Origin of the sequence: Streptomyces sp. NPDC001093 (genome assembly GCF_040298985.1) — a bacterium.
Classification (GTDB): domain Bacteria; phylum Actinomycetota; class Actinomycetes; order Streptomycetales; family Streptomycetaceae; genus Streptomyces.
In genome coordinates, this window is sequence record NZ_JBEPBF010000016.1 from 18823 (window position 1) to 43444 (window position 24622).

The window sequence follows — 24622 nt, forward strand, 5'->3', positions numbered from 1 at the left end:
CTTACTCAGAAAGCGAGCACTACGACAGCCATGGCTGAGGCTCAGAACATCCCGGTGGGCTCCACCACCGCCGGCCAGATCGCGGTCGCCGCCGAGTCGACCGTCGTCTCGCGCATGAGCGCGCCCCCGTCCTTCGACGTGTCGGACTTCCCGGTCCCGCACGGCCGCGAGGAGGAGTGGCGGTTCACCCCGCTGGAGCGGCTGCGCGGGCTGCACGACGGCACCGCGGTCGCCACCGGCGACGGCGTGAAGGTCACCGTCGAGGCCCCCGAGGGCGTCGTCGTCGAGACCGTCGGCCGCGAGGACGCGCGCCTCGGCAGGGCCGGCACCCCGGTGGACCGCGTCGCCGCCCAGGCGTACTCGGCGTTCGAGAAGGCCGGCGTGGTCACCGTCCCCAAGGAGACGGTGCTCACCGAGCCGATCCGGATCGCCGCGCACGGCGAGGGCGGGGTCGCCTTCGCCCACCAGGTGATCGAGCTGGGCGCCTTCGCCGAGGCCGTCGTGGTCATCGACCACACCGGTGACGTCGTGCTCGCCGCCAACGTCGACTACATCCTGGGCGACGGCGCCAAGCTGACCGTCGTCTCCGTGCAGGACTGGGACGACAAGGCCGTGCACGTGGCCCAGCACAACGCGCTGGTCGGCCGGGACGCCTCCTTCAAGTCCGTGGTCGTCACCTTCGGCGGTGACGTGGTCCGCGTGCACCCGCGCGTGACCTACGCCGGCCCCGGTGGCGAGGCCGAGCTGTTCGGCCTGTACTTCACCGACGCCGGGCAGCACCAGGAGCACCGCCTGCTGGTCACCCACAACACCCCGCACTGCAAGTCGAACGTCGTCTACAAGGGCGCGCTCCAGGGCGACGACGCGCACGCGGTCTGGATCGGCGACGTGCTCATCGAGGCCAAGGCCGAGGGCACGGACACCTACGAGATGAACCGCAACCTGGTCCTCACGGACGGCGCGCGCGTCGACTCGGTGCCGAACCTGGAGATCGAGACCGGCGAGATCGTCGGCGCCGGCCACGCCTCCGCGACCGGCCGCTTCGACGACGAGCAGCTCTTCTACCTGATGGCCCGCGGCATCCCGCAGCACGAGGCCCGCCGCCTGGTGGTCCGCGGCTTCTTCGCCGAACTGGTCCAGCAGATCGGTGTCGCCGACATCGAGGAGCGCCTGCTCGCCAAGATCGAGGAGGAGCTGGAGGCTTCGGTCGCATGACCTTCGTACGCGTCTGCGGGCTGAGCGAGCTGGAGGAGGACACCCCGAAGCGGGTGGAGATCGACAGCACGCCGGTCTCGGTCGTCAAGACCGAGGGCGAGGTGTTCGCGATCTACGACATCTGCTCCCACGCGAACGTCTCGCTCTCCGAGGGCGAGGTGGAGGACTGCCAGATCGAGTGCTGGCTGCACGGCTCCTCCTTCGACCTGCGCACCGGCAAGCCGTCCGGCCTCCCGGCCACGCGCCCCGTCCCCGTATACCCCGTAAAGATCGAAGGGGACGACGTTCTCGTCTCCCTCACCCAGGAGTCCTGAGGCACCCATGGCAACGCTTGAAATCCGAGACCTGCACGTCACCGTCGAGGCCGACAACGCCACGAAGGAGATCCTCAAGGGCGTAGACCTCACCGTGAAGCAGGGCGAGACGCACGCCATCATGGGCCCCAACGGCTCCGGCAAGTCGACCCTCGCCTACTCCCTCGCGGGTCACCCGAAGTACACGATCACCCGCGGCACCGTCACCCTCGACGGCGAGGACGTCCTGGAGATGTCCGTCGACGAGCGCGCCCGCGCCGGCCTGTTCCTGGCGATGCAGTACCCGGTCGAGGTCCCCGGCGTCTCGGTCTCCAACTTCCTGCGCACCTCCGCCACCGCCGTCCGTGGCGAGGCCCCCAAGCTGCGCACCTGGGTGAAGGAGGTCAAGGAGACCATGGAGCGCCTCAACATGGACCCCTCCTTCGCCGAGCGCAACGTCAACGAGGGCTTCTCCGGCGGTGAGAAGAAGCGCCACGAGATCCTCCAGCTGGAGCTGCTCAAGCCGAAGGTCGCGATCCTCGACGAGACGGACTCCGGTCTGGACGTCGACGCGCTCCGCATCGTCTCCGAGGGCGTCAACCGCGTCCGCGAGACCGGCGAGGTCGGCACCCTGCTGATCACGCACTACACGCGCATCCTGCGCTACATCAAGCCCGACTTCGTCCACGTCTTCTCCGGCGGCCGGATCGTCGAGTCCGGCGGTGCCGAACTCGCCGACAAGCTGGAGGACGAGGGCTACGAGGCATACACGAAGGGTGGCGTATCCGCGTGACACAGATGCCGGGCCTCCTCGACACAGAGGCGATCCGCAAGGACTTCCCCGTCCTCGACCGACTGGTCCACGACGGCAAGAAGCTCGTGTACCTGGACAACGCGGCGACCTCGCAGAAGCCGCGCCAGGTACTGGACGCCCTGAGCGAGTACTACGAGCGCTACAACGCCAACGTCCACCGCGGTGTGCATGTGCTCGCCGAGGAGGCCACGGCGCTGTACGAGGGCGCGCGTGACAAGGTCGCCGAGTTCGTCAACGCGCCCAGCCGCGACGAGGTGATCTTCACCAAGAACGCCTCCGAGTCGCTGAACCTCGTGGCGAACATGCTGGGCTGGGCCGAGGAGCCCTACCGGGTGGACCACGAGACCGAGATCGTCATCACGGAGATGGAGCACCACTCCAACATCGTGCCGTGGCAGCTGCTCGCACAGCGCACGGGCGCGAAGCTGAAGTGGTTCGGTCTCACGGACGACGGCCGGCTGGACCTGACCAACATCGACGAGATCATCACGGAGAAGACGAAGATCGTCTCCTTCGTGCTGGTGTCGAACATCCTGGGCACCGTCAACCCGGTCGAGGCGATAGTGCGCCGCGCCCAGGAGGTCGGCGCGCTGGTCTGCATCGACGCCTCCCAGGCCGCCCCGCACATGCCGCTGGACGTGCAGGCCCTGCAGGCCGACTTCGTGGCCTTCACCGGCCACAAGATGTGCGGCCCGACGGGCATCGGCGTCCTGTGGGGCCGCCAGGAGCTCCTGGAGGACCTTCCCCCCTTCCTGGGCGGCGGCGAGATGATCGAGACCGTCTCGATGCACTCCTCCACCTACGCCCCGGCGCCGCACAAGTTCGAGGCGGGCACGCCCCCGATCGCTCAGGCGGTCGGTCTCGGCGCGGCGATCGACTACCTCCAGTCGATCGGCATGGAGAAGATCCTCGCCCATGAGCACGCGCTGACCGAGTACGCGGTCCAGCGTCTGCAGAAGGTCCCGGACCTGAGGATCATCGGCCCGACCACGGCCGAGGACCGGGGTGCCGCGATCTCCTTCACGCTCGGTGACATCCACCCGCACGACGTGGGCCAGGTCCTCGACGAGCAGGGCATCGCGGTTCGCGTCGGCCACCACTGCGCGCGCCCGGTCTGCCTGCGCTACGGAATTCCTGCGACCACGCGAGCGTCGTTCTATCTGTACTCCACGCCGGCCGAGATCGACGCACTGGTCGAGGGGCTGGAGCACGTACGGAACTTCTTCGGCTGAGAGGCGTGTCTACACCGTGAAGTTGGACTCGATGTACCAGGAAGTCATCCTGGACCACTACAAGAACCCCCACGGGCGTGGTCTGCGGGATGGCGACGCCGAGGTGCACCACGTGAACCCGACGTGCGGCGACGAGATCACCCTCCGCGTGAAGTACGACGGCACGACGATCGCGGACGTCTCGTACGAGGGCCAGGGCTGCTCGATCAGCCAGGCGAGCGCGTCGGTCCTCAACGAGCTGCTGGTCGGCAAGGACCTGCCCGATGCGCAGAAGATCCAGGAGACCTTCCTGGAGCTGATGCAGTCCAAGGGCCGGATCGAGCCCGACGACGCGATGGAGGACATCCTGGAGGACGCGGTCGCGTTCGCCGGTGTCTCCAAGTACCCCGCGCGGGTCAAGTGCGCCCTCCTGAGCTGGATGGCGTGGAAGGACGCGACGGCCCAGGCGCTGAGTGGCGCCGACGCCGAAAGGAAGACGGCATGACCGACACCGCTGAGATGAAGCCGGCCTCCGAGGAGGAGCTGCGCGAGGCCCTGATGGACGTCGTCGACCCCGAGCTGGGCATCGACGTCGTCAACCTCGGCCTGATCTACGGCATCCACATCGACGACTCCAACATCGCGACCGTCGACATGACCCTCACCTCGGCGGCGTGCCCGCTGACGGACGTCATCGAGGACCAGGCCAAGTCCGCCACGGACGGCCTCGTCAACGAACTGCGCATCAACTGGGTCTGGATGCCCCCGTGGGGCCCCGACAAGATCACGGACGACGGCCGCGAGCAGCTCCGGGCGCTCGGGTTCAACGTCTGACACCGAGTCGGTGGAAGGGGCCACGGCCATGTGCCGTGGCCCCTTCGTCGTTCACCGGCGCCGCGGGCTGATGGCCGGCGGTCTCCGCCGGGACCTCCCCGTTGTGTACGACCGTACGCAACGTTGTGTACGCTTGTACACATGGGATACCTGACACTCGCCGGCGCCATAGCCGCCGAGGTCGCCGCGACGACGGCGATGAAGTACAGCGAGGGGTTCAGCCGGTTCTGGCCCTCGCTCGTGACGGCTCTGGGCTACCTCGTCTCCTTCGCGCTGCTCGCCCAGACGCTGAAGACCGTCCAGATCGGCACGGCGTACGCGATCTGGTCCGGGGTCGGCACGGCGGTCATCGCCCTGCTCGGCCTGCTGCTGTTCGGGGAGGGGCTGGGCGTCGCCAAGGTCGGCGGGATCCTGCTGATCATCGGGGGAGTGGTCGTGCTGAACCTCGGCGGGGCGAGCCACTGATGCCCCGCCGCTACGACCCCGACCGGCGCCGGCGCATCGTCGACGCGGCGATCCGCGTGGTCGGCCGGGACGGCATCGCAGGCCTCAGCCACCGCTCGGTCGCCGCCGAGGCGGACGTCCCGCTCGGCTCTACGACGTACCACTTCGCCACCCTGGAAGAGCTGATGGTGGCCGCGCTGCGGCAGACCAACGAGAACTTCGGCCGGGTGCTGGCCGAGCGGCTGCCGGAGAACGGCGAGGGCGATCTCGCCGCCGACCTCGCCCGCGCGCTCGGCGTGTGGCTGGGCGGCGAGCGCACGGGCGTGGAGCTGGAGTACGAGCTGTATCTGGCGGCCCTGCGCCGGCCCGCCCTGCGCCCCGTCGCCGCCGAGTGGACCGATCAGGCGGCGGCACTGCTGGCCCGCCGCACAAACCCGCTCACCGCCCGGGCCCTGCTCGCGCTGATGGACGGAATCTGTCTCCAGGTCCTGCTGACGGGCGGTTCGTACGACGAGGAGTACGCCCGCGCCGCCCTCGCTCGGCTGATCCCCCGAAGCGGCGACCGGCACGTGAGACGCGGTTCGCCCTGACCACCCCGCCCACGTTAGGTTTTCTTCCATGACCGACTCTGCTTCCCGCACCACCGGCGCCGTCGCCGCCGGCCTCGCCACCCTCGCCTCCGACGGCACCGTTCTCGACACCTGGTTCCCGGCCCCCGAGCTGGTCGCGGAGCCGGGCCCGGCCGGCACCGAGCGGCTCACCGCCGAGCAGGCGGCCCAGCTGCTGGGCGGCGGCGCGACCGCGGCGGTCGGCCCGGACGCCCGCCGGGGCGTCGAGGTGGTCGCGGTCCGCACGGTCATCGCCTCCCTCGACGAGAAGCCGCTCGACGCGCACGACGTCTACCTGCGGCTGCACCTGCTCTCGCACCGCCTGGTCAAGCCGCACGGCCAGAGCCTGGACGGCATCTTCGGCCACCTCGCCAACGTCGCCTGGACCTCGCTCGGCCCGGTCGCCGTCGACGACATCGAGAAGGTGCGCCTGAACGCCCGCGCCGAGGGCCTGCACCTGCAGGTCACCTCGATCGACAAGTTCCCGCGCATGACCGACTACGTCGCCCCCAAGGGCGTCCGCATCGCCGACGCCGACCGGGTCCGCCTCGGCGCGCACCTCGCCGAGGGCACCACCGTCATGCACGAGGGCTTCGTCAACTTCAACGCCGGCACGCTCGGCACCTCGATGGTCGAGGGCCGGATCTCCGCGGGCGTCGTGGTCGGTAACGGCTCCGACATCGGCGGCGGCGCCTCCACCATGGGCACCCTGTCCGGCGGCGGCAACGTGATCATCTCCATCGGCGAGCGCTGCCTGATCGGCGCCGAGGCGGGCGTCGGCATCGCCCTCGGCGACGAGTGCGTGGTCGAGGCCGGCCTCTACATCACCGCGGGCACCCGGATCACCATGCCCGACGGCCAGATCGTCAAGGCCCGCGAGCTGAACGGCGCCTCCAACATCCTCTTCCGCCGCAACTCGGTCACCGGCACGGTCGAGGCCCGCCCGAACAACGCGGTCTGGGGCGGCCTGAACGACATCCTGCACAGCCACAACTGACCGCAACGCCCTCGGAGCGCCCTTCGCCGCGCGGTGATGGGCGCTCCGTCAGGCCGGCGGAGCCACCGCGGACGCCCGCAGCGCCGCGAGCCGCGAAGCGCACGCCGTCCGTGCCCTCGGCGAACAGGCCCGCGCCAGGCGTCGACGTACGGCGATTCGGGCAGCCCGGCCTCAGCGTTCCGCCGGACGTGCCGTGATGTGCCGTCAGGAGTCTGCGGTGCCGTCGTGGTTGGTCGCGCGGTTCGCCGCGCGCCTTCGGGGCGCGCCGAAGCCGGTCCGGGCGCTGATCAGGCCGTCGTCAGTTCCTCGTACCGCGCCAGCAGCCCGTCGGCCGCCTCCCGGCCCGCGGGCAGCAGCGGGGCGCGCACCGGGCCCGCGGGCAGGCCGAGCCGGGCGAGGAGGGCCTTGGCGGTGACCGTGCCGGGCAGGCCCGCGCCCATCATCGCCTCGATCAACGGCGTGGCGCGCAGCTGGAGTTCGGTCGCCCGGGCGGTGTCGCCCGCGTCGAAGGCGTCGAGGATCGCGGCGATCCGGCCGGGTACGGCGTTCGCGACCGTGCTCACGCAGCCCGCCGCGCCGACCGCGTACAGCGCCAGCACATGCTCGTCGCAGCCCGCGTAGAACGCCAGGTCCGTGCCTGCCAGCACCTTCTGGGTGCCGAGGAAATCGTAGGAGCAGTCCTTGACGGCCACGATCCGCGGATGCCCGGCGAGGCGGATCATCGTCTCCGGCTCGATCCGGGTACCGGTGCGGCCCGGAATGTCGTACAGCATCACGGGCAGCTCACTCGCGTCGGCGACCGCGCGGAAGTGCGCCTCCACCGCCTGCTGGGGCGGCCTGCTGTAGTACGGCGTCACCACCAGTACGCCGTCGGCGCCCGCCCGCCCGGCCGCCAGGGCCAGCTCGACGGTGTGCCGGGTGTCCGCGCTGCCCACGCCCGCGACCAGGGGCACCCCCTCGCCGACCGCCTCCCGTACGGCCGCGACCAGCTCCGCCTTCTCCGCGTCCGTGGTGGTGGGCGATTCGCCCGTGGTGCCGTTCAGCACCAGACCGTCGCAGCCCTCGGCCACCAGCCACGCGGCCAGCTTCCGGGCACCGTCCAGGTCGAGGGCTCCCTCCTCGGTGAACGGCGTGATCATCGCGCAGAGAGCGCGGCCGAAGGGGCGGACGGCGGTGGTGCGTGAGGTCCTCATGGGAGTAGTCTCGGCGCCGCATCCGTGAAGCTCTACTTAATTCTTCTACGAGGTATCGCTAAGTATTGCTGATGCGTCGGGGCGGCGGCCGAAGGTCCTGTGTCCAACTCGGCCCCTCATGGGTCACTATGGCCGGAGGGTCACCGACGTTCGTCATGGGAGGCACCATGAAGCTCGGCAAGGCACTGGCCACGGGAGTCGCCGAGGAGCGGCCGATCGTCGACGAGGAGCAGACCCCGCTCCCCGAGGAGACCGCCCGCACCGAACCGGCCGAGCCGGCCCGCGAAGAGGTCCCGGCCGCCCGATGAGGCTCCGGCTCCCGGCGGAACGCCCGACGGAGCCGCCGACCGGATACAAGATCGCCCACCCGGTGCTGTCCCAGGACGGCACCCGGGCCGGGTTCACCGGTGTCTCGCTCGGCGGCGCGCTGCCGTACGCCGTACTCGACGACGCCTCCTGCGTCTACGGCCGCCGGCACCGCCCGCCGGCCCGGCTGTGCGACTGCGGCTTCCACTGCGTCCACGACCGCGGTGCCGCCGAGGCCATGCTGTGCACCGCCGAGCACCGCACCGCCCTGCTCCTGGAGGTCTCCGTGCTCGGCGCCTACATCCGCTTCGAGCGCGGCTTCCGCTACGCCCGGCAGCGGGTGCGCACGGCCACCGCGGGACCGTGCGCCTGCGGCGCCACCGCCGTCGCGCTCGCCGACGCCGGCTGGGGCAGACCCGGCTGGCGGGCCCTCGCCCCCGTCTGCGGCGACTGTGTGCGCGGCCGTGCGTCCGTCTCGCTCGCCGGCTTCGCCGGGCTGGCCGGGCAGGGGCTGCGGGTCGCGGCGCGGGGCGGCGGTACGGCACTCCCGTCCGCCGAGTTGGCGTACGGCGCAGAGCCGGGCGTGCCCGAACTCGTCGCGGAGGCCGCGCTGTTGCAGGCTCGGCTCGACTGGTTCCAGAGCCAGCTCGCGCGGCTGGGTGAGCGCGGGAACGGGAGCGCGGAGCGGGGCTGACGGGCTTCGGGCCGGGTACCCGGGTGTTGGGTGCGGATGCCTGCGGCGGCCCGTGCGGGTGCGTCGTGGCCGGGGTCGCGCCTACGGTGGGTTGTGAGTCGGTGCCGCGCCAGGCGGTGTCCGTCCTCGGTCCGGCGGGCTGTTCGTCGCGTGGTGCGGGGAGGTTTCGCCGCCCGCCGCGGGCGGACACTGCTCGCCACGACCCCTCCCCGCCGTGCGCGACCTCAGGAGGCATCACGCTCAGCGCTCCAGCGATCAGGGAAAGGGCACACCGATGAAGCACAGGATTCCGCACGGCTCGGGCGCCAAGGGTCCCGACGAGCTGCGGCAGCAGATCGAGCACACCAGGCACCAACTCGGCCACACCGTCGCGCAGTTGGTCGGCAAGGCCGATGTGAAGGGCCGCGCGCGGGTGCGGGCCGCCGACCTGAGGGACAAGGCCGGCGCCATGACCGTACAGCTGCGGGTGAGCGCGGCCCACGCCGGCCACGGCATGCAGGACAGGGCCGCCAAGGCCGGTCACGTCGTGCAGGGCAGGGCGGCCCGGGCGGGTCACACGGTGCAGGGCAAGGCCACACAGGTGGGGCACGCGCTGCAGGGGCGGGCCGTGCAGGCCGGGCATACGGCGCAGGGCCGGGCGAGTCGCGCCGGGCACGTGGTGCAGGAACGGGCCGGACGTCATCCGGGGCCGGTTCTCGCCGTGGGCGTGCTGGGCGCGGCCGCGGCCGCGGTGGCGGCGGGCGTCGCCCGGCGCAGGCGGCGCCACTGAGATCGACCGCCCGAGCGGCGGTGGCTCGACATCACCCTCGTACCGAAGATCAGATCCGTCTGGACAAAATAATTTTTCGGTGCGAGGGTGGGCGCATGCTGGACGTGACCGTGATCGAGGACCCCGAGGCGGCGGCCGTGTCGCTGGACCCCATCCGGGCCCGGCTGCTCGCCGAGCTGGCCGCCGAGCCCGCGTCGGCGGCGATGCTGGCCGGCAAGGTCGGACTGCCCCGGCAGAAGGTGAACTACCACCTCAAGGCGCTGGAGCGGCACGGCCTGGTCGAGCTGGCCGGAGAGCGCCGCAAGGGCAATGTCACCGAGCGGCTGATGCGCGCGACCGCCGCGTCGTACGTCATCTCGCCGGCCGCCCTGCCCGCCGTGCAGCCGGACCCGGACCGCTTCCGCGACCAGCTCTCCGCGCGCTGGCTGCTCGCGCTCGGCGCCCGCCTGGTGCGGGACGTCGGCGCGCTGATCACCGGCGCCGCCAAGGCCAGGAAGCGGCTGGCGACCTATGCCCTGGACGGCCAGGTCCGGTTCGCCTCCGCCGCCGACCGCGCGGCCTTCGTGCAGGAGCTGACGGCGGGCGTGAGCGCCTTGATCCGCAAGTACGACGCGCCGGATGCCGAGGGCGGCAGGGATCACCGGATCGTCGTCGCCCTCCATCCCACGGTCAAGGAACAGCCCGCCCCCGCACTGGATCAGTGAGAAAGAGCCCCGCCATGTCCAAGGAATTCGAGATCGTCCGCGAGTTCGAGGTCGACGTCCCGCCCGAGAAGGTCTGGGAGGCCGTCACCACCGGCACCGGTGGCTATCTGTGGCCCATGGACCCGCCCGAGCCCAGGGAGGGCGGCAAGGGCCCCTTCGGATCCACCGTCACCGCCTGGGACCCGCCCCACCGCTACACCAACCGCAGCGAGGACGTCGGCTTCCCGACCCAGACCGCCAACCAGCTCGACTACACCATCGAGCCCCGCGACGAGGGCCGCCGCGCCTGGGTGCGCTATGTCCACAGCGGCATCTTCACGGACGACTGGAACAACCAGTACGACGGCGCGAGCAAGCACACCAACTTCTATCTGCACACCCTGTGCGAGTACCTGACGCACTTCGCACCCCGCCCGGTCGTCTTCGCCCAGCTGCAGGGCCCCGCCGCCTCGCAGAACCCGAGGGCGCTGGCCGCCGTCGGGCACGCCCTCGGCCTGGCGGACGACACGGCGGCGGGGACGAAGACCGGCGTGCGGGGACCCGGCGGGCGGACCCTGGACGCCGTACTCGACTACCGCAACCCGTACTTCATCGGGCTGCGCACCGACGGCGCGCTCATCCGCTTCTTCGGGCGCGGCCACTGGGGCGCCCCCCTCGGCATCAGCATCCACGACTTCGCGCCGGACGCCGACGCCGAGGCGAACGAGAGCGCCTGGCAGGACTGGCTGAACGGGGTGTTCAGCCAGTCCTGAACGGGAGTTACGGGCGCAAGCGCAGCACCTGCGGGTCGTGGTCGCTGATCTGGTCGTCGAACTCGGCGTTGATGTGCACGCTGTCGTACTCGAAGTCGCAGCCGCGCCGGATCGCGGGGCTGATCAGGATCTGGTCCAGGACCTGCTCGTTGCCCTGGTAGTCGTAGGTGTAACGCTCGCTCTTCGGCAGCGACTTGATCGCCGACCACAGCTCGCCGTCACCCTCGAGGATCTTCGCGGTGCCGGAGAACTCGAAGTCGTTCATGTCGCCGAGCGCGATGACGTCCGCGTTCCGCTGGACCTTCAGGATGTCCTTGACGAAGGCGTTCACCGCGGTCGCCTGTGCGTGGCGCTGGATCTCCGAGCTGCGCGTGGGCGGCTGGTACTGCGAGGTCAGGCCCTGGTCGCCGCCCTTGGAGACCAGGTGGTTGGCGATCACGAAGACGGTCTTGCCGCGGAAGACGAACTCGCCGGCCAGCGGCTTGCGGCTGTCCTTCCAGGCCGCGTTCGCCGGGTCGATCCGGCCGGGGGAGACCGTCAGTTCGGCCTTGCCGTTCTCCTTGGTGACGCCGACCGCGGTGGTGGAGTCGCCGCCCGGCCGGTCCACGAAGGACACCCGCTCGGGGTTGAACAGGAACACCTGGCGGATGTTGCCGCCCGGCTCGCCGCCGTCCTGGTCGTTGACCGGGTTGATCGAGCGCCAGTCGTACTTCGGGCCGCCCGCCGCGACGATCGCGTCGATCAGCTTGTTCACGGTGACGCTCGCGTCGACCGTGCCGTCGTCCGTGGCACCGTTGTTGTCCTGGATCTCCTCCAGGGACACGATGTCCGGCGACTGCAGGTTGTTCACGATCGCGGCGGCGTGCTGGTCGAACGTGTTGTCCGACGGGTCGAGGTTCTCGACGTTGTAGGTGGCCACCGCCAGCTCGCGGCCCGACTGCCTGCGGGTCGTCTCGCGCTCCAGGCCGCCGCTCCTCAGCGTGCCGAGCTTGCTCGCGACCAGGGTGTAGCCGCCGAACTGGTTGAAGTCCAGCGGGCCGGTGGTGGTGCCCTCCAGGGTGTCGCCGACGTTCGCCTTCGGGAAGTCGGCGGTCGAGCCCAGCGACTGGATCTGCAGCCGGCCGGTGTTCTGCGAGTCGTAGGAGCCGTAGACCGTGCCGCCGCGGCGGCTCCGGTGCTCCCAGGGCTTCACCGTGACCCACAGCTCGCTGTACGGGTCGGTGCGGCCGACCACGCGGGTGTCCTCGACCTGGACGTTCATGCCCTCCAGGGACTCGTAGTAGTCCAGGGCGTACGCCGACGGGTCCAGGGTCAGGCCGTTGACCGAACCGCCGGCGGCGGTGTCGCCCTCCGGCGCGTACTCGTCCGGCACCGAGTCCTCGTCGATCACGACCGGCGCCGGGACCGCGTTGCCGGTGGAGACCGTCGTGATCGTCGGCTTGGTGATCTCCGTGACCGACTGGTTGCCGGAGGAGGCGCCGCCCGGGACGTACTCCGAGACCGTGCCGGTCACCGTCACCGAGTCGCCGGCCGCGACCTTGGGCGCGGAGCCGGTGAAGACGAAGACACCCTCGCTGGTGGCCGGATTGTCGTCCGGGTTCGGATCCTGCATCCAGAAACCTCTGGAGGAGCCGTAGGTGCGCGTGGCCGTGACGATGCCGGGAACGTCCGTCACCTTCTGGCCCGCGAACGGCGATATTCGGGTGGTGCCCTGAATGTCGTGGATACGCACCGAGTCGGCGTGCGCGGGCGAGGTGAGGACGACGGCGGACGCCGCGCTGCAGACGGCGGCGACGGTGAGCGCGGCGAGGCGCGCGGAAGACCTGCTCGGCAAGGGATCCCTCCGGGGACGTGACGATGCGCCGGGACGAGGGTGGTACGGGAGCGTGGAGGACTCGTAGCCCTCTGTGACACGCGTAGAGCCGAGTGAACAGTTGTCCCCCCAACTTCTACGCGCGTCAATCTCCTGCCTGGCAACGGGAGTTGTCAAGGTTTCGGCCATGTACGGTGGCCGTCGGGGAGATGAACCGGGCGGCATGGGTGGAAATCCGTCTAGGCTGAGCGGCTGAGCCCGTTCACGGTCCGAGGAGAACCAGCCGATGCCAGACAGCTCCCCCCTGCCGCCCGTACGGCTGCGCCCCGAAGCGGAGCTGGCACACGCCGCGCTGTCCACTCCGCTGCTCTCCCGCGCCGCCCGCCTCGCCCGCTGGGCCGGGCCCGACACCCGCGTGGACGCCGGCGGCGGACTGGTCGAGGAGCAGCTTCCGGCCGCCGCCGAAGTGCTCGGACTGAGCGACGACGACGCCGCCGCGTACGCCGCCGAGGCCTGGCGGGTCGCCGTGGACACCGGACTGGTCGAGATCGTCGACGAGGAGGCCGGGACGGTCCGGGCCGGCGAGGAGCTGAAGCTGCTCACCGGGGGCGCCCCGGCCGATGTGCTCGCCGTGTGGCTCACCGCGCTGGAGACCGTCATCGCCGACGCGAGCGTCCCCGACCTGGACGACCTGGTCGACACCCTGGACGAGGGCGGCGAGATCGATTTCGCGTCACTCGACTGGGATCCCGAGGCCGAGGCGGAGTTCCTGGACGGCGTCCTCGGCAACCTCTATCTGCTGACGGTGAGTGAGGACGGCCCCGGCGAGGGCCCGGTCCCGCTGCCCGCCCTCGCCGCCTCCATGATCGTCCCCGACGACATGGGCGAGCCCACCAACGACGTCCTGGAGCAGGTCTCCGACGCGATGATGCGGCTCGACGACCAGTTCCGGGTGCTGGAGCCGGTCGGGCTCGTGGAGTACCAGCCGGTCGACGAGGCGCTGATGGCCGACGCCGAGGAGGAGCCCGCGGCGTCGCCGGACGACACCGACGTCACCCGGTACGGCATGGTCCGGCTCACCCCGCTCGGTGCGTACGGGCTGCGGGCGCGGCTGCTGGAGGCCGGGCTCCAGGCGCCGGCCGTCGGGGACCTCGCCGACAAGGGCGCGGACGCGCTGCTCGACGCCACGGCCGGGTTCGGCCAGGCGGCTGCCCGGGCCGAGACCGAGCAGTGGCTCGCGCGCCGCGAACCCCTCGCCGCGGCACGGGAGTTGCTGGCGGCGGCACGGGGTGCGGACGCGGGCGCGCCGCTGCGCCGACTGCGCTGCCAGCAGGCCCTGTCCCTGATCGGCACGGAGGCCGAGCCGGCGCTGCGGGAGGTGCTGGACGACCCGGAACTGGGCGGCCTGGCCCGGGTGTGGCTCAGCGAACGGGGCGCGGCGGGGGTGCCGGCGCCGTCCGAGGAGCTGGTGTTCTGGCTGACCATCGACACGGTGGCCGCGCAGCTGGCGGCCGAGGGCAACTCCGCGGAGCTGCAGGCGCTGGTGGAGGGGCTGGCCGCGCAGCACAGCGGGTTCTTCTCCGCGGCCTGGCGGGTGGAGCACCCGGCCACGGCCGATGTGCTGGAGGCGATGGGGCGGCTGCATCCGGACAAGAAGGTGGCGAAGGAGGCGCGGAAGGCCGCGTTCAAGGCGAGGTCGGCGCACGGCGGTTGAGGGCTCCTTGGGTCGGCCATGGGGTGGTGCATACGGATTCTTGAACAAGGGCATCTGGAGTGACCCGGCGTTCAACTGCCGTTCAGGGTGTGGCGGGAGCGTGTGCGCCGAACCGAGGTCCGCCCCTCCACGGCACTCCGACCGTCTCAGGAGACACACCATGTCGCTCACCCGCAGGGACTTCGCCAGAAAATCCGCGATCACCGGTGCCGGGGTCGCCCTGGCGGGCAGCGTCGGCGTCCTCGCCACCGCGCCCAACGCCCTCGCCGCGACCGACATCGACACCGCCGGGGCGGAGGAACCGGCCCACAGCGGCCACCACGGCGTCGGCTACGGCCCGCTGGTCCCCGACCCGGACGGCATCCTCGCCCTGCCGGCGGGCTTCACGTACAAGATCGTCACCTACAGCGGCAGGACCAGGCTGGAGTCCGGCGAGTTCACCCCCTCCCACCACGACGGCACCGCCGCCTTCGAGGGCCCCCGCGGCACGACCCTCCTCGTCAACAACCACGAGCTCGCCGGCGCCCGCGCCCAGTGGCCGCACCCGGTGCCGCCGACCGAGGGGCTCGTCTACGACCCGGCGGCGGCCGGCGGCTGCACCGTCGTCGAGGTCCGCCGCGGCGGCGAGGTCGCCGAATGGGTCGGCATCGCCGGCACCGCCACCAACTGCGCGGGCGGCAGCACCCCGTGGGGCACCTGGCTGACCTGCGAGGAAACCGAGGACAAGGCCGGCACACACGGCTTCACCAAGGACCACGGCTATGTCTTCGAGGTCGACCCCGAGGACCGCCGGGCCAACCGCGACCCCAGGCCCGTCAAGGCCCTGGGCCGCTACGCCCACGAGGCCGTCGTCGTCGACCCCAGGCGCGGCCACCTCTACCTGACCGAGGACGCGGCCGGCCCCAACGGCCTGCTCTACCGCTGGACCCCGCCGGAGGGCTTCCGCCACGGCCGCGGCGAGCTGCGCACCCTCGCCGACGACGCGGGCCGGCTCCAGGCCTTCAGGTGCTTCGACTCCGGCGGAAGGTTCGTCGACGACCTGTCCCGCGCCACGAGGATCGGCACGGTCTACGGCGTCGACTGGGTGGACGTCCCCGACCGCGACGCGAGGACCGTGTCGGTGCGCAAGCAGTTCACCGACGGCCAGGTCACCCGCGCCCGCAAGCTGGAGGGCATGTGGTGGGGCGACGGCGGCGCCTACATCGTCTCCTCCTACGCCCGCGCGGAGAGCCCGGTCCAGCACGACGGCCAGGTCTGGTTCTACGACCCGCGGCGCCGCACGCTGACCCTCAAGGTCCTGCTCGGCATGAACCCGGACCCGGGCCGGGACGGCGCCTTCGACGGCCCCGACAACATCACCGTCTCCCCGTACGGCGGCCTGGTCATCGCCGAGGACGGCGAGGGCGTCCAGCACCTGTTCGGCGCCACCGAGAGCGGCCGCACCTACCCGATCGCCCGCAACGAACTCAACACGGGCACCGAAGCGGAGCCGGAATACAGCGAGTTCACCGGCGTCACTTTCTCCCCCGACGGCCGGACCCTGTTCGCCAACATCCAGACACCCGGCATCATGCTCGCGATCACGGGGCCGTGGAAGCGGCAGCGGCGTTAGGACACGGATTCGCCGAACGGGTGACTCGAGCTCGATTCGTCGAAGTACGCGCACGCTGTTCCGGTCGGCGTGCCCGGCCCTTATATCTCACGTTACTACGATCCGTGCGTCTATTCTCACGCTGAGTAGTTCTACCATCACACTCAGATGAGAAAGGGCACACACATGCGCACGTTTCAGCGCGCCGCGCTCGTGGCGGCGGTGGTCGCGGGACTGTCCACCCTGGGCGCCGGCGTCGGCTTCGCCGAGGGCACCGACGGTCCGCACGAGGTCTCCGCCGTGGCTTCCGCGCACGCCACCGCGGTGGTCACGTGGGGCGCCCCGCACAGCGAGGAGCATTCGAGGCCGGGCCACGAGCCCGAGGAGTCGAAGCCGGGGCATGAGCATCACGGCTCGAAACCCTGTCACAAACACGAGGAGCCGAAGCCCTGTCACAAGCACCACAAGTGCAAGCACCATCACAAGCGGTGCAAGCGCGACCACGAGCGCGCGGCTGAACGCTTCTCCGACGCCTGGGCGGACGTGAACGCCTCGGAGGCGTGAGGAGCCGGACCATGCGGCCGGGACGGTGAGCCACCCGCCGGAGACCAGGCACGGCGGCCGTCGGGGGGCGGGGCCATGATGGCGATATGCCCCGCCCCCCGACGCCCCGCCCGGCCGCCGCCCCCGGCCGCCTGGAGTCGGCCCCGACGCCCCGGACCGCCGTGGCGTGGCTGCCCCCGGCCGGACTGTGGCCCGCCATCCAGGGCATCCGCGCCGAGCACGACCCGCAGATCCGCCGCTGGCCGCCCCATGTGAACCTGATCTTCGGCTTCGTACCGGAGGAGGACTTCCCGGCGGCGTTCCCGCTGCTGGCCGCCGCGGCCGCGCAGTGCGAGCCCTTCGGCATCCGGCTCGGCGGGGTCCGCTTCTTCCGCCACCGGTCCTACTCCACCGTGTGGCTCGACCCCGCGGCGGCCGGCGCCGCGCCCTGGACGGAGCTCCGGCGCGTGCTGGCGGAGCCCTTCCCGTCCTGCACGGACCGCTTCCCGCGTTTCACCCCGCACCTCTCGCTCGGCCGCACCCGCGCCCCGCGTGTGCTCGCCGCCGAATGCGCCGCCCGGCTCGGCGTACTGCATGCGCGCGTGGCCGAGATCGCGGTGCTGTCCCGCCGTGACGACGGCCCGATGCGGACGCGTGCCACGATCGGCCTGGGCACCGGCGCGGTACGCCGCCATCTCGGACCGGACCCGGCCACCGGCGGGTACGAGCCCCCGGAACCGCACTGACCGGGGGGCGTCCCGATAGGATTCGGGGAGAATCCCCGGTCCGCGAGGAGTGTCTGGATGCCGCAGGTCAGGCCCATGCGCGCGGACGCCCGGCGCAACTATGAGCGGCTGCTGAAGGTCGCGGCGGAGGCCTTCGCCGAGCACGGGGAGAACGCGTCACTGGACGACATCGCCAAGCGAGCGGGCGTCGGCTCCGGCACGCTCTACCGGCACTTCCCGACCCGGCAGGCGCTGCTGGAGGCCGCGTACGTGGACCGGATCGAGGCCATGGCGGCCCGGGCCGACGAGCTCGCCGCCGAACTGCCGCCCGGTGAGGCGCTGGTGGAGTGGCTGGGCGAGGTGGGTGTCGGGGCGATCCAGGTGCGCGGCCTGAAGGCCCTCCTGGGTTCGGCCGTCACCGACGGCAGCTCCCTCGCGGCCACGGCCTGCGGCACCCGGATGAAGGACGCGGCACGGCGGCTGGTGGAGGCGGCCCAGCGGGAGGGCAGCCTGCGGGAGGACGTCGAGCCGATCGAGGTCCTGCGCCTCGCACATGGCGTGGCGTCCGCGTCGGAACTCGCGGACGGGCAGGGGAGGCAGATCCGCCGCTACCTGTCCCTGCTGACGGAGGGACTGCGGCCGGACGGCACGGCCCGGGAACCGGGCGCCCCCTGACGGACGGGGGCGCCACCGGCTCTCGTACGGCCGGGTACGACCGTCTACAGGGCCCGCGCCCCCGGCTCCACCATGTTTCTCACCGTGCGGGCCTTGACGAAGTCGCCCAGAGCCGTCATGTCCCACTCGCCGGAGAACTGGCGGACGAGCTTGGCCATCATCACGCCCGTCTGGGGCTCGGCGTGGGTGAGGTCGAAGCGGACCAGTTCCTCGTCGGTGGTGGCGTCCACCAGGCGGCAGTAGGCCTTGGCGACCTCGGTGAATTTCTGGCCGGAGAAGGAGTTGACCGTGAAGACCAGACCGGTGATCTCCTGGGGCACGCGGCCGAGGTCGACCGTGATCACCTCGTCGTCGCCCGCGCCCTCGCCGGTGAGGTTGTCGCCGGAGTGCTTGATCGCGCCGTTCAGGATCGTCAGCTTGCCGAAGTAGCAGCTGTCGACGTGGTTGCGCTGCGGGCCGTAGGCGATGACCGAGGCGTCCAGGTCGATGTCCGCGCCGCGGAACGCCGGCTCCCAGCCGAGCCCCATCCTGACCTGGGCGAGCAGCGGGCGGCCGCCCTTGACGAGGGACACGGTCTGGTTCTTCCGGAGGCTGACCCGCCCCTTGTCGAGGTTGATCTTCCCGGCGCCCGGAGCGGGCGCGGGCGGGACCGGGGGAGGGGACACCGGCGGGGCGGGCGGGGTGACCGGCGTCTGCACGGTGGGCGCCGGCGGGGCCACCGGCTGCGGCGCAGCCGCCGGGGCCGCCGCCGGCTCCTCCACCGTCACGCCGAAGTCCGTCGCGATGCCGGCCAGCCCGTTGGCGTACCCCTGGCCGACCGCGCGGGCCTTCCAGGTGCCGCCCCGGCGGTAGATCTCCACGACGACCAGCGCCGTCTCCGCGCCGAGCTGGGGCGGGGTGAACGTGGCCAGCACCGCGCCGCCGTCCGCGTCGCGGATCGTGGCCGTCGGCTCGATGCCCTGGAAGGTCCGGCCGGCCGCGTCCGGGCTGGCCGTGACGACGATCTTCTCGATGTCCGGCGGGACGGCGGCGGTGTCGACCGTGATCGCGTCCGGCGCCGCACCGCCGCCGGGCGCATACGTCACGCCCGGCCCCGCCGGCTGGTTGTAGAAGATGAAGTCGTCGTCCGAGCGCACCTTGCCGTCGGCGGTGAGCAGCAGGCCCGACACGTCGAGCCGCACCGGAGCGGCGACGTCCACCGTCACGCGCGCGGCCGGAAGAGGGATGTTCGAGCCAGGGGTCATAGCTGTCATGCCGGGTGAACGAACAACACCGCTTTACCGTTCCCTTACCCGCGGAAACCCGTCGAACGGCCCGCCGGACGGCCTACGGCACCACCACGATCTTCCGCCCCACCCCGGCCGCGAACTGCTCCAGCGCCTGCGGGTACCGCGCCAGCGGGATCCGGTCGCTGATGAACACCTGCGGGTCCAGCACCCCGTTCGCGAACAGCTCGGCCGCCCGCTCGAAGCTGTGCAGCACCGCCATGGAGCCGGTGATGGTGATCTCCTGGTTGTAGATGCGGTACGGGTCGATCGTGACCCGGGTCGCGTAGTCGGCCACCCCGAACTGCAGGAACGTACCCGCCTTCGCCACCCGGCCCAGGCCGTCCTGGATCGCCGCCGCGTTGCCGGTCGCGTCCACCACGACGTCCCAGCCCTGCGGACGGTCCAGCTCGTCCGCGTTCGCGGCGGACGCCGAGACGCCCAGCCGTACGGCCGTCTCCAGGCGTGCCGGGTTCACGTCCACCACGTCCACACGGGCCGCGCCGGTCCGCTTGGCGAGCTCCAGCATCATCAGGCCCATGGTCCCCGAGCCGTAGATCAGGACATGCGCGCCCAGACGGGACTGCAGGACGTCGTAGCCGCGCACGGCGCAGGACAGCGGCTCGACCAGGGCCGCGTCCTCGGTGCGCACGTGGTCCGGCAGCTTGACGCAGTTCGCCACCGGCGCGACGGCGTACTGCGCCGCCCCGCCGGCCGTGGTCACGCCGATCGCGGCCCACCGTTCGCACAGGTTGTTGTGGCCGGTACGGCAGTAACGGCACTCGTAGCAGTACAGGGAGGGGTCGACGGCCACCCGGTCGCCGACCGCCACCTCGGTGACCTGGGTGCCGACGCCGACCACCTCGCCCGCGAACTCGTGGCCGGGGACGATCGGCAGCTTGGGCGCGAACTCGCCCTGGAGGATGTGCAGGTCGGTGCCGCACAGGCCGCAGGCGGCCACTTCCACGACGACCTCGCGCGGGCCGGGCGTCGGGTCCGGCACCTCGGTGACGACGGCGCGGCCCACGGACTCGATGACGGCGGCCTTCATTTCACGGCTCCCAACGACAGGCCCTGGACCAGCTTGTCCTGGGCGGCGAACCCCGCGGCGAGCACCGGCAGGGAGACGACGAGCGACGCGGCGCACACCTTGGCCAGGAACAGGCCCTGGCTGGTGATGAAGCCGGTCAGGAAGACGGGGGCGGTCTCGGCGACCACGCCCGTGAGGACTCGGGCGAAGAGCAGTTCGTTCCAGCTGAAGATGAAGCAGATCAGTGCGGTGGCGGCGATGCCGGGCAGGGCGATCGGGGCGACCACGCGCGCGAGGATGGTCGGCAGCCGGGCGCCGTCGATCTGCGCCGCCTCGATCACCGCCACCGGGACCTCGGCGAGGAACGACTGCATCATCCACACCGCGATCGGCAGGTTCATGGAGGTGTAGAGGATGACCAGGAGCCAGATGTTGTCGAGCGTCCCGGTGTTCTTGGCGAACAGGTAGACCGGCAGCAGGCCGGCCACCACCGGCAGCATCTTCGTGGACAGGAAGAAGAACAGGACGTCCGTCCACTTGCGGACCCGCCGGATCGACAGCGCGTACGCCGCCGGCAGGGCGAGGAGCAGCACGCAGGCCGTCGACACCACGGACGCCACCGTGGAGTTGATCAGCGCCGGCCAGGGGCTCGCGCCGCCGCCCGACCCGAAGAACTCGCGGTAGCCGTCGAGGGTCAGGGAGGCGGCGAAGGACGGCGGGTTGGTCGCCGCGTCCGCCTCGGAGTGGAAGGACGTCAGCGCCATCCAGGCGATGGGCAGGAAGAACACGATCCCGACGAGCCAGGCCACGAGACCCAGGCCGTTACGGCGGAGCACGGCGTTCATGCGCGGGACACCTCCTCGCGGAACAGGGACGACACCACGCGCAGGGCGAAGGTCGCGATGATGATCGAGCCGATGACCACCAGGACGCCGGCGGCCGAGGCGAGGCCGTTCTCGTGGGCCTGGTAGAAGCTCTGGTAGACGGTGTAGGGCAGGTTGGCGGTGCCGAGGCCGCCGGACGTGATCGTGAAGACCGCGTCGAAGTTCTGGACGATGTAGATGGAGCCCAGCAGGGCGCCGAGTTCGAGGTAGCGGCGCAGGTGCGGCAGCGTCAGGTGGCGGAAGACCTGCCAGTCGTTCGCGCCGTCCACCCGCGCGGCCTCGATCTGCTCGGGGTCACGGCTCTGCAGCCCGGCGAGCAGGATCAGCATCATGAACGGCGTCCACTGCCACACCAGGGAGGCCTCGACCGCGAGCAGCGGGGTGTGGGAGATCCAGTCGGGCTGTGGGCCGCCCAAATAGTGCAACAACCCATTCAGCAGTCCGTATTCGGGGTTGTAGAGCACATGCTTCCAGAGCAGGGCCGCGGCCACCGGCACGACCAGGAAGGGTGCGATGAGGAGGGTGCGGACGATGCCCCGGCCGAGGAACTTCCGGTTCAGCAGCAGCGCGAGCGCCAGCCCGAGGACCAGGCTGACCAGCACCACCGTCACGGTGAGCAGCACGGTCGTCCAGACCGAGTGGCGCAGGTCCGCGTCCGTCAGGACCTGGCGGTAGTTGTCCAGGCCGGTGAAGTGGCGGGCCTTGGGGTAGAGGGCGTTCCAGTCGAAGAGGGAGATCACCAGCGTGGCCACGAACGGCAGCTGGGTCACCACGATCATGAAGACGAGGGCGGGCATGAGCGGGGCCCGGGTGGCCCAGGCGCGCAGGCGGGCGGAGGGCTGCCGCGTGGCGCGTACCGGTGTGGTCGCAAGGGGTGCTGTCGTCGCGGTCATCGTCCCTCGTACTCCTTGGAGATCTTCTCGGCGAGCGCCTGCGAGTGCCTCAGGGCCGAGTCGACGGACTGGCGTCCGGCGACGGCCGCGCTGATCTCCTGGGAGACCTTGGTGCCGAGGTCGGTGAACTCGGGGATGTCGACGAACTGGATGCCGGGCGCGGGGCGCGGCTGCACACCGGGATCACCGGGCCGGGCGCTCTCGATGGCCTGCTTCGTCATGTCCTGGAAGGCGGCGGCCGACGCGCGGTAGTCGGCGTTGGTGTACGTCGAGGCCCGCTTGCCCGCCGGGACGTTCGGCCAGCCGCTGGTCCGGCCGACCAGCTGCTCGTACCCCTTGCCGGACGCCCAGGACACGAACTTCCAGGCCCTGTCCGGATTGCGGGAGGCCTTCTGGATGCCCCAGGCCCAGGTGTAGAGCCAGCCGGAGGACGAGGTCTTCTCCACGGGGGCGGGGGCGTAGCCGAGCTTGCCCTGGACGGGGGAGCCCTTCGCCTCCAGCAGGCCGGCCGCGGACGTGGCGTCGTACCACATGGCGACCTTGCCCTGGGTCATGTCGTTGAGGCACTCGGCGAAGCCGGACTGGGCGGCACCGGACTCGCCGTGCCTGCGCACCAGGTCGACATAGAACTTCGTCGCCTTCTCGAACTCGGGGGAGTCGAGGTGCGCCTTCCAGTTCTTGTCGAACCAGGTGCCGCCGAAGGTGTTCACCACCGTGGTCAGCGGCGCGATCATCTCGCCCCAGCCGGGCAGGCCGCGCAGACAGATGCCCTTCATGCCGGGCCTGGCGCCGTCCACCCGCGCGGCGAGGTCGGCGACCTGCGTCCACGTCGGGTGCGCGGGCATGGTCAGGCCCTTCGCCGCGAACACGTCCTTGCGGTACATCAGGAAGGACGACTCGCCGTAGAAGGGCTGGCCGTAGAGCTTGCCGTCGGAGGCGGTCAGGGACTGGCGCATGGGCCCCAGGACGTCCTGTTCGTCGTACGACGGGTCCTTCGCGACGTACGAGTTCATCTCGTGCAGCCAGCCGTTGCGGGCGTAGATGGGTATCTCGTAGTTGCTCAGGGTCGCCACGTCGTACTGCCCGGCCTGGTTGGCGAAGTCCTGGCTGATCTTGTCGCGGACGTCGTTCTCGGGCAGGACCGTGAAGTTGACCTTGATGCCGGTCTCTTCGGTGAAGCGGGGGGCGAGCTTCTGCAGCTCGGTCATCTGGGGGTTGTTGACCATCAACACGTTGATGGAGTCGCCGCCACCGGTCCCGCCCGCGCCGACCCAGCAGCCGGAGAGCAGCGGGGCGAGCAGCGTCCCTGCGGCGGCCATGGCGAGCGTGGCTCGCGGCCTCCGTCGGCTCTGGGTTCGCATGGATCGCTCCTGAAGATATCGGGATATAAAGGGCACTTGGCGGTGTGGAACGCCTCTGGAAGGAGTGAGTCGGTCTTTCAGACCCGGATGACCTGCGGGCCCAGCAGGGAGTAGCGGTGGGCCTCGGAGGCCGGGAGCTGGGTGCTCGTCACGATCGTCTCCAGCGCGCCGACCTCGGCGAACCGGCAGAAGCTGACCGCGCCGAACTTGGTGTGCACGCCCGCGAAGACGGTGCGGCGCGCGGCCCGTATCGCCTGCGCCTTGACCTCGCTGACCGCCGGGTCGGGGGTGGTGAGGCCGTGCTCGCGGGAGATGCCGTTGGCTCCGATGTAGGCGAGGTCGATGACGAAGCCGGCGAGCATCTTCGTGGTCCAGTGGTCGACGGTGGCCAGCGTGCCGGCCCGGACCCGGCCGCCGAGGAGCAGGACCTGGATCTGCTCGGCCTCCGCCAGGGCGCCCGCGACCGGCAGGGACGCGGTGACCACGGTCAGCGCCCGGTCGGCGGGCAGGGCCTCGGCGATGAGCTGCGGGGTGAAGCCCTCGTCCACGAAGACCGTCTCCGCGTCCCCGAGCAGCTCGGCCGCGGCGGCCGCGATCCGGCGCTTCTCGGGCACGTGGCTGGTGGCGCGGAAGGCGAGCGTCGTCTCGAAGCCCGCGCTCTCCACCGGATAGGCGCCGCCGTGCGTACGACGGACCAGCCCGTGGTCCTCCAGGGCACGCAGATCGCGCCGGACGGTCTCCTTGGCCACGCCCAGCTCGGCGGCGAGCGCGGTGACGTCGACCGAGCCGGCGGCGCGCGCCGCCCGCACGATCGCGCGCTGGCGTTCTTCCGCCGTCCCTGTGCCCATGTCGTCACCCACCTTCCCGCGGAACCGCCCGTTCGGGCCCATGGGGGAAGTTCTACAGCGGGCGTGCGGCACTGACCAGGCCTGTTGCGGGCCCGATACTGCCCGCTTGTGCCCGTTCACCGAGGGCGGTGCCCGGCGCGGACCTGCGCGGCCGTGCCCGGCGGGGTGGGAGCGGGCGCCTCGGATGCCCGAATGCGGCGGCGGACGGGCCCGTTCGGTGTCCGCACGCGCGCGTGGACGATCGTTTCGAGCCGCCGGGGCTCTTTCGGCCGCAGCCTCTCCGGGGCCTCCCGCCCCGGCCTCGGCTCCGTGCCGCCCGGCGGCCGGGGCCGCAGCCGTCGCTGCGCGGCACCTGCCGGGCGTCGGGGTGTGGTGGGTGTGGCCGTCGCGTCGGCCGTCCTCCGTCGGGTTTGCGGGCCGGTGGGGGTTTGCCGTGTGTCCGGGTT

Annotated in this window: 27 protein-coding genes; 19 read left to right on the top strand and 8 right to left on the bottom strand. The window is 71.4% G+C overall.

From position 1 onward, the window contains the following. The first annotated feature begins 30 nt into the window (after positions 1–30). The 9 genes from sufD (at position 31) to dapD (ending at position 6416) form a co-directional block, all read left to right on the top strand. The gene (gene sufD, locus ABT288_RS10805; RefSeq protein ID WP_351604964.1) at positions 31–1215 is read left to right on the top strand and encodes a Fe-S cluster assembly protein SufD; all 1185 of its coding nucleotides are present in this window, start codon (positions 31–33) and stop codon (positions 1213–1215) included. Further along, positions 1212–1529, top strand: a complete 318-nt coding sequence (locus ABT288_RS10810; RefSeq protein WP_351604967.1) for a non-heme iron oxygenase ferredoxin subunit — start codon at positions 1212–1214, stop codon at positions 1527–1529. Before sufD ends, ABT288_RS10810 begins: the two co-directional genes overlap by 4 nt. Positions 1530–1536: 7 nt before the next feature. Next, entirely contained in the window at positions 1537–2301 is a 765-nt protein-coding gene (sufC, locus tag ABT288_RS10815; protein ID WP_351604970.1) for a Fe-S cluster assembly ATPase SufC, read from the top strand. After that, entirely contained in the window at positions 2298–3554 is a 1257-nt protein-coding gene (locus ABT288_RS10820; RefSeq protein WP_351604973.1) for a cysteine desulfurase, read from the top strand. Before sufC ends, ABT288_RS10820 begins: the two co-directional genes overlap by 4 nt. Positions 3555–3570: 16 nt before the next feature. Continuing rightward, positions 3571–4038, top strand: coding sequence for a Fe-S cluster assembly sulfur transfer protein SufU (sufU, locus tag ABT288_RS10825; RefSeq protein ID WP_351604976.1), 468 nt, complete (start codon positions 3571–3573; stop codon positions 4036–4038). Next, the gene (locus tag ABT288_RS10830) at positions 4035–4367 is read left to right on the top strand and encodes a metal-sulfur cluster assembly factor (RefSeq protein WP_030792219.1); all 333 of its coding nucleotides are present in this window, start codon (positions 4035–4037) and stop codon (positions 4365–4367) included. Before sufU ends, ABT288_RS10830 begins: the two co-directional genes overlap by 4 nt. Before the next feature lie 141 nt (positions 4368–4508). Further along, entirely contained in the window at positions 4509–4832 is a 324-nt protein-coding gene (locus ABT288_RS10835; protein ID WP_351604980.1) for a DMT family transporter, read from the top strand. Then, positions 4832–5401, top strand: a complete 570-nt coding sequence (locus ABT288_RS10840; RefSeq protein ID WP_351604983.1) for a TetR/AcrR family transcriptional regulator — start codon at positions 4832–4834, stop codon at positions 5399–5401. The genes ABT288_RS10835 and ABT288_RS10840 overlap by 1 nt, the downstream gene beginning before the upstream one ends. Before the next feature lie 28 nt (positions 5402–5429). Continuing rightward, a complete protein-coding gene (gene dapD / locus ABT288_RS10845) occupies positions 5430–6416 on the top strand; it encodes a 2,3,4,5-tetrahydropyridine-2,6-dicarboxylate N-succinyltransferase (protein ID WP_351604985.1) in 987 nt (328 codons plus the stop codon). A 287-nt stretch (positions 6417–6703) separates the two neighbouring features. On the opposite strand, the gene dapA is transcribed toward dapD, so the two are convergent. Continuing rightward, on the bottom strand, positions 6704–7609 hold the full coding sequence (dapA, locus tag ABT288_RS10850) for a 4-hydroxy-tetrahydrodipicolinate synthase (RefSeq protein WP_351604988.1): 906 nt from the start codon (positions 7607–7609) through the stop codon (positions 6704–6706). Between the two features lie 167 nt (positions 7610–7776). On the opposite strand from dapA, the gene ABT288_RS10855 reads away from it, so the two are divergent. From ABT288_RS10855 to ABT288_RS10875, 5 genes are all read left to right on the top strand, one after another. Further along, positions 7777–7917, top strand: coding sequence for a hypothetical protein (locus tag ABT288_RS10855; RefSeq protein ID WP_351604990.1), 141 nt, complete (start codon positions 7777–7779; stop codon positions 7915–7917). After that, positions 7914–8609: a hypothetical protein gene (locus tag ABT288_RS10860; protein ID WP_351604993.1), complete on the top strand. Its 696-nt coding sequence runs from the start codon at positions 7914–7916 to the stop codon at positions 8607–8609. The genes ABT288_RS10855 and ABT288_RS10860 overlap by 4 nt, the downstream gene beginning before the upstream one ends. A gap of 274 nt (positions 8610–8883) precedes the next feature. Continuing rightward, positions 8884–9378, top strand: coding sequence for a DUF3618 domain-containing protein (locus ABT288_RS10865; protein ID WP_351604995.1), 495 nt, complete (start codon positions 8884–8886; stop codon positions 9376–9378). Positions 9379–9473: 95 nt separating this feature from the next. Beyond that, positions 9474–10082 (top strand): ArsR/SmtB family transcription factor, encoded by a 609-nt coding sequence (locus ABT288_RS10870; protein ID WP_351604997.1) that lies wholly within the window; start codon positions 9474–9476, stop codon positions 10080–10082. 14 nt (positions 10083–10096) lie between these two features. After that, positions 10097–10834 (top strand): SRPBCC family protein, encoded by a 738-nt coding sequence (locus tag ABT288_RS10875; protein ID WP_351605000.1) that lies wholly within the window; start codon positions 10097–10099, stop codon positions 10832–10834. A gap of 7 nt (positions 10835–10841) precedes the next feature. Here ABT288_RS10875 and ABT288_RS10880 read toward each other — a convergent pair whose 3' ends face one another. Next, positions 10842–12668 carry a DUF8508 domain-containing protein gene (locus ABT288_RS10880; protein ID WP_351605003.1) on the bottom strand — a complete coding sequence of 609 codons (1827 nt, stop codon included), beginning with the start codon at positions 12666–12668 and terminating at the stop codon, positions 10842–10844. Positions 12669–12933: 265 nt separating this feature from the next. Here ABT288_RS10880 and ABT288_RS10885 point away from each other — a divergent pair, with 265 nt between their 5' ends. The 5 genes from ABT288_RS10885 (at position 12934) to ABT288_RS10905 (ending at position 17895) form a co-directional block, all read left to right on the top strand. Beyond that, positions 12934–14361, top strand: coding sequence for a hypothetical protein (locus ABT288_RS10885; RefSeq protein ID WP_351605006.1), 1428 nt, complete (start codon positions 12934–12936; stop codon positions 14359–14361). Positions 14362–14521: 160 nt separating this feature from the next. Further along, the gene (locus ABT288_RS10890) at positions 14522–15973 is read left to right on the top strand and encodes an alkaline phosphatase PhoX (RefSeq protein ID WP_351605008.1); all 1452 of its coding nucleotides are present in this window, start codon (positions 14522–14524) and stop codon (positions 15971–15973) included. A gap of 165 nt (positions 15974–16138) precedes the next feature. Then, positions 16139–16516: a hypothetical protein gene (locus ABT288_RS10895; RefSeq protein ID WP_351605010.1), complete on the top strand. Its 378-nt coding sequence runs from the start codon at positions 16139–16141 to the stop codon at positions 16514–16516. A gap of 86 nt (positions 16517–16602) precedes the next feature. After that, a complete protein-coding gene (locus tag ABT288_RS10900; RefSeq protein WP_351605013.1) occupies positions 16603–17241 on the top strand; it encodes a 2'-5' RNA ligase family protein in 639 nt (212 codons plus the stop codon). A 57-nt stretch (positions 17242–17298) separates the two neighbouring features. Next, positions 17299–17895: a TetR/AcrR family transcriptional regulator gene (locus ABT288_RS10905; RefSeq protein ID WP_351605016.1), complete on the top strand. Its 597-nt coding sequence runs from the start codon at positions 17299–17301 to the stop codon at positions 17893–17895. A gap of 44 nt (positions 17896–17939) precedes the next feature. Here ABT288_RS10905 and ABT288_RS10910 read toward each other — a convergent pair whose 3' ends face one another. From ABT288_RS10910 to ABT288_RS10935, 6 genes are all read right to left on the bottom strand, one after another. After that, positions 17940–19139 carry a TerD family protein gene (locus ABT288_RS10910; RefSeq protein WP_351605019.1) on the bottom strand — a complete coding sequence of 400 codons (1200 nt, stop codon included), beginning with the start codon at positions 19137–19139 and terminating at the stop codon, positions 17940–17942. A gap of 82 nt (positions 19140–19221) precedes the next feature. Beyond that, the gene (locus tag ABT288_RS10915) at positions 19222–20211 is read right to left on the bottom strand and encodes a zinc-dependent alcohol dehydrogenase family protein (protein WP_351605022.1); all 990 of its coding nucleotides are present in this window, start codon (positions 20209–20211) and stop codon (positions 19222–19224) included. Next, positions 20208–21035 (bottom strand): carbohydrate ABC transporter permease, encoded by an 828-nt coding sequence (locus ABT288_RS10920; protein WP_351605025.1) that lies wholly within the window; start codon positions 21033–21035, stop codon positions 20208–20210. The genes ABT288_RS10915 and ABT288_RS10920 overlap by 4 nt, the downstream gene beginning before the upstream one ends. Next, positions 21032–21967 carry a carbohydrate ABC transporter permease gene (locus ABT288_RS10925; RefSeq protein ID WP_351605028.1) on the bottom strand — a complete coding sequence of 312 codons (936 nt, stop codon included), beginning with the start codon at positions 21965–21967 and terminating at the stop codon, positions 21032–21034. Before ABT288_RS10925 ends, ABT288_RS10920 begins: the two co-directional genes overlap by 4 nt. Beyond that, on the bottom strand, positions 21964–23328 hold the full coding sequence (locus tag ABT288_RS10930) for an ABC transporter substrate-binding protein (protein WP_351605031.1): 1365 nt from the start codon (positions 23326–23328) through the stop codon (positions 21964–21966). Before ABT288_RS10930 ends, ABT288_RS10925 begins: the two co-directional genes overlap by 4 nt. Positions 23329–23405: 77 nt before the next feature. Further along, a complete protein-coding gene (locus ABT288_RS10935; RefSeq protein ID WP_351605033.1) occupies positions 23406–24176 on the bottom strand; it encodes a DeoR/GlpR family DNA-binding transcription regulator in 771 nt (256 codons plus the stop codon). Positions 24177–24622: the final 446 nt, after the last annotated feature.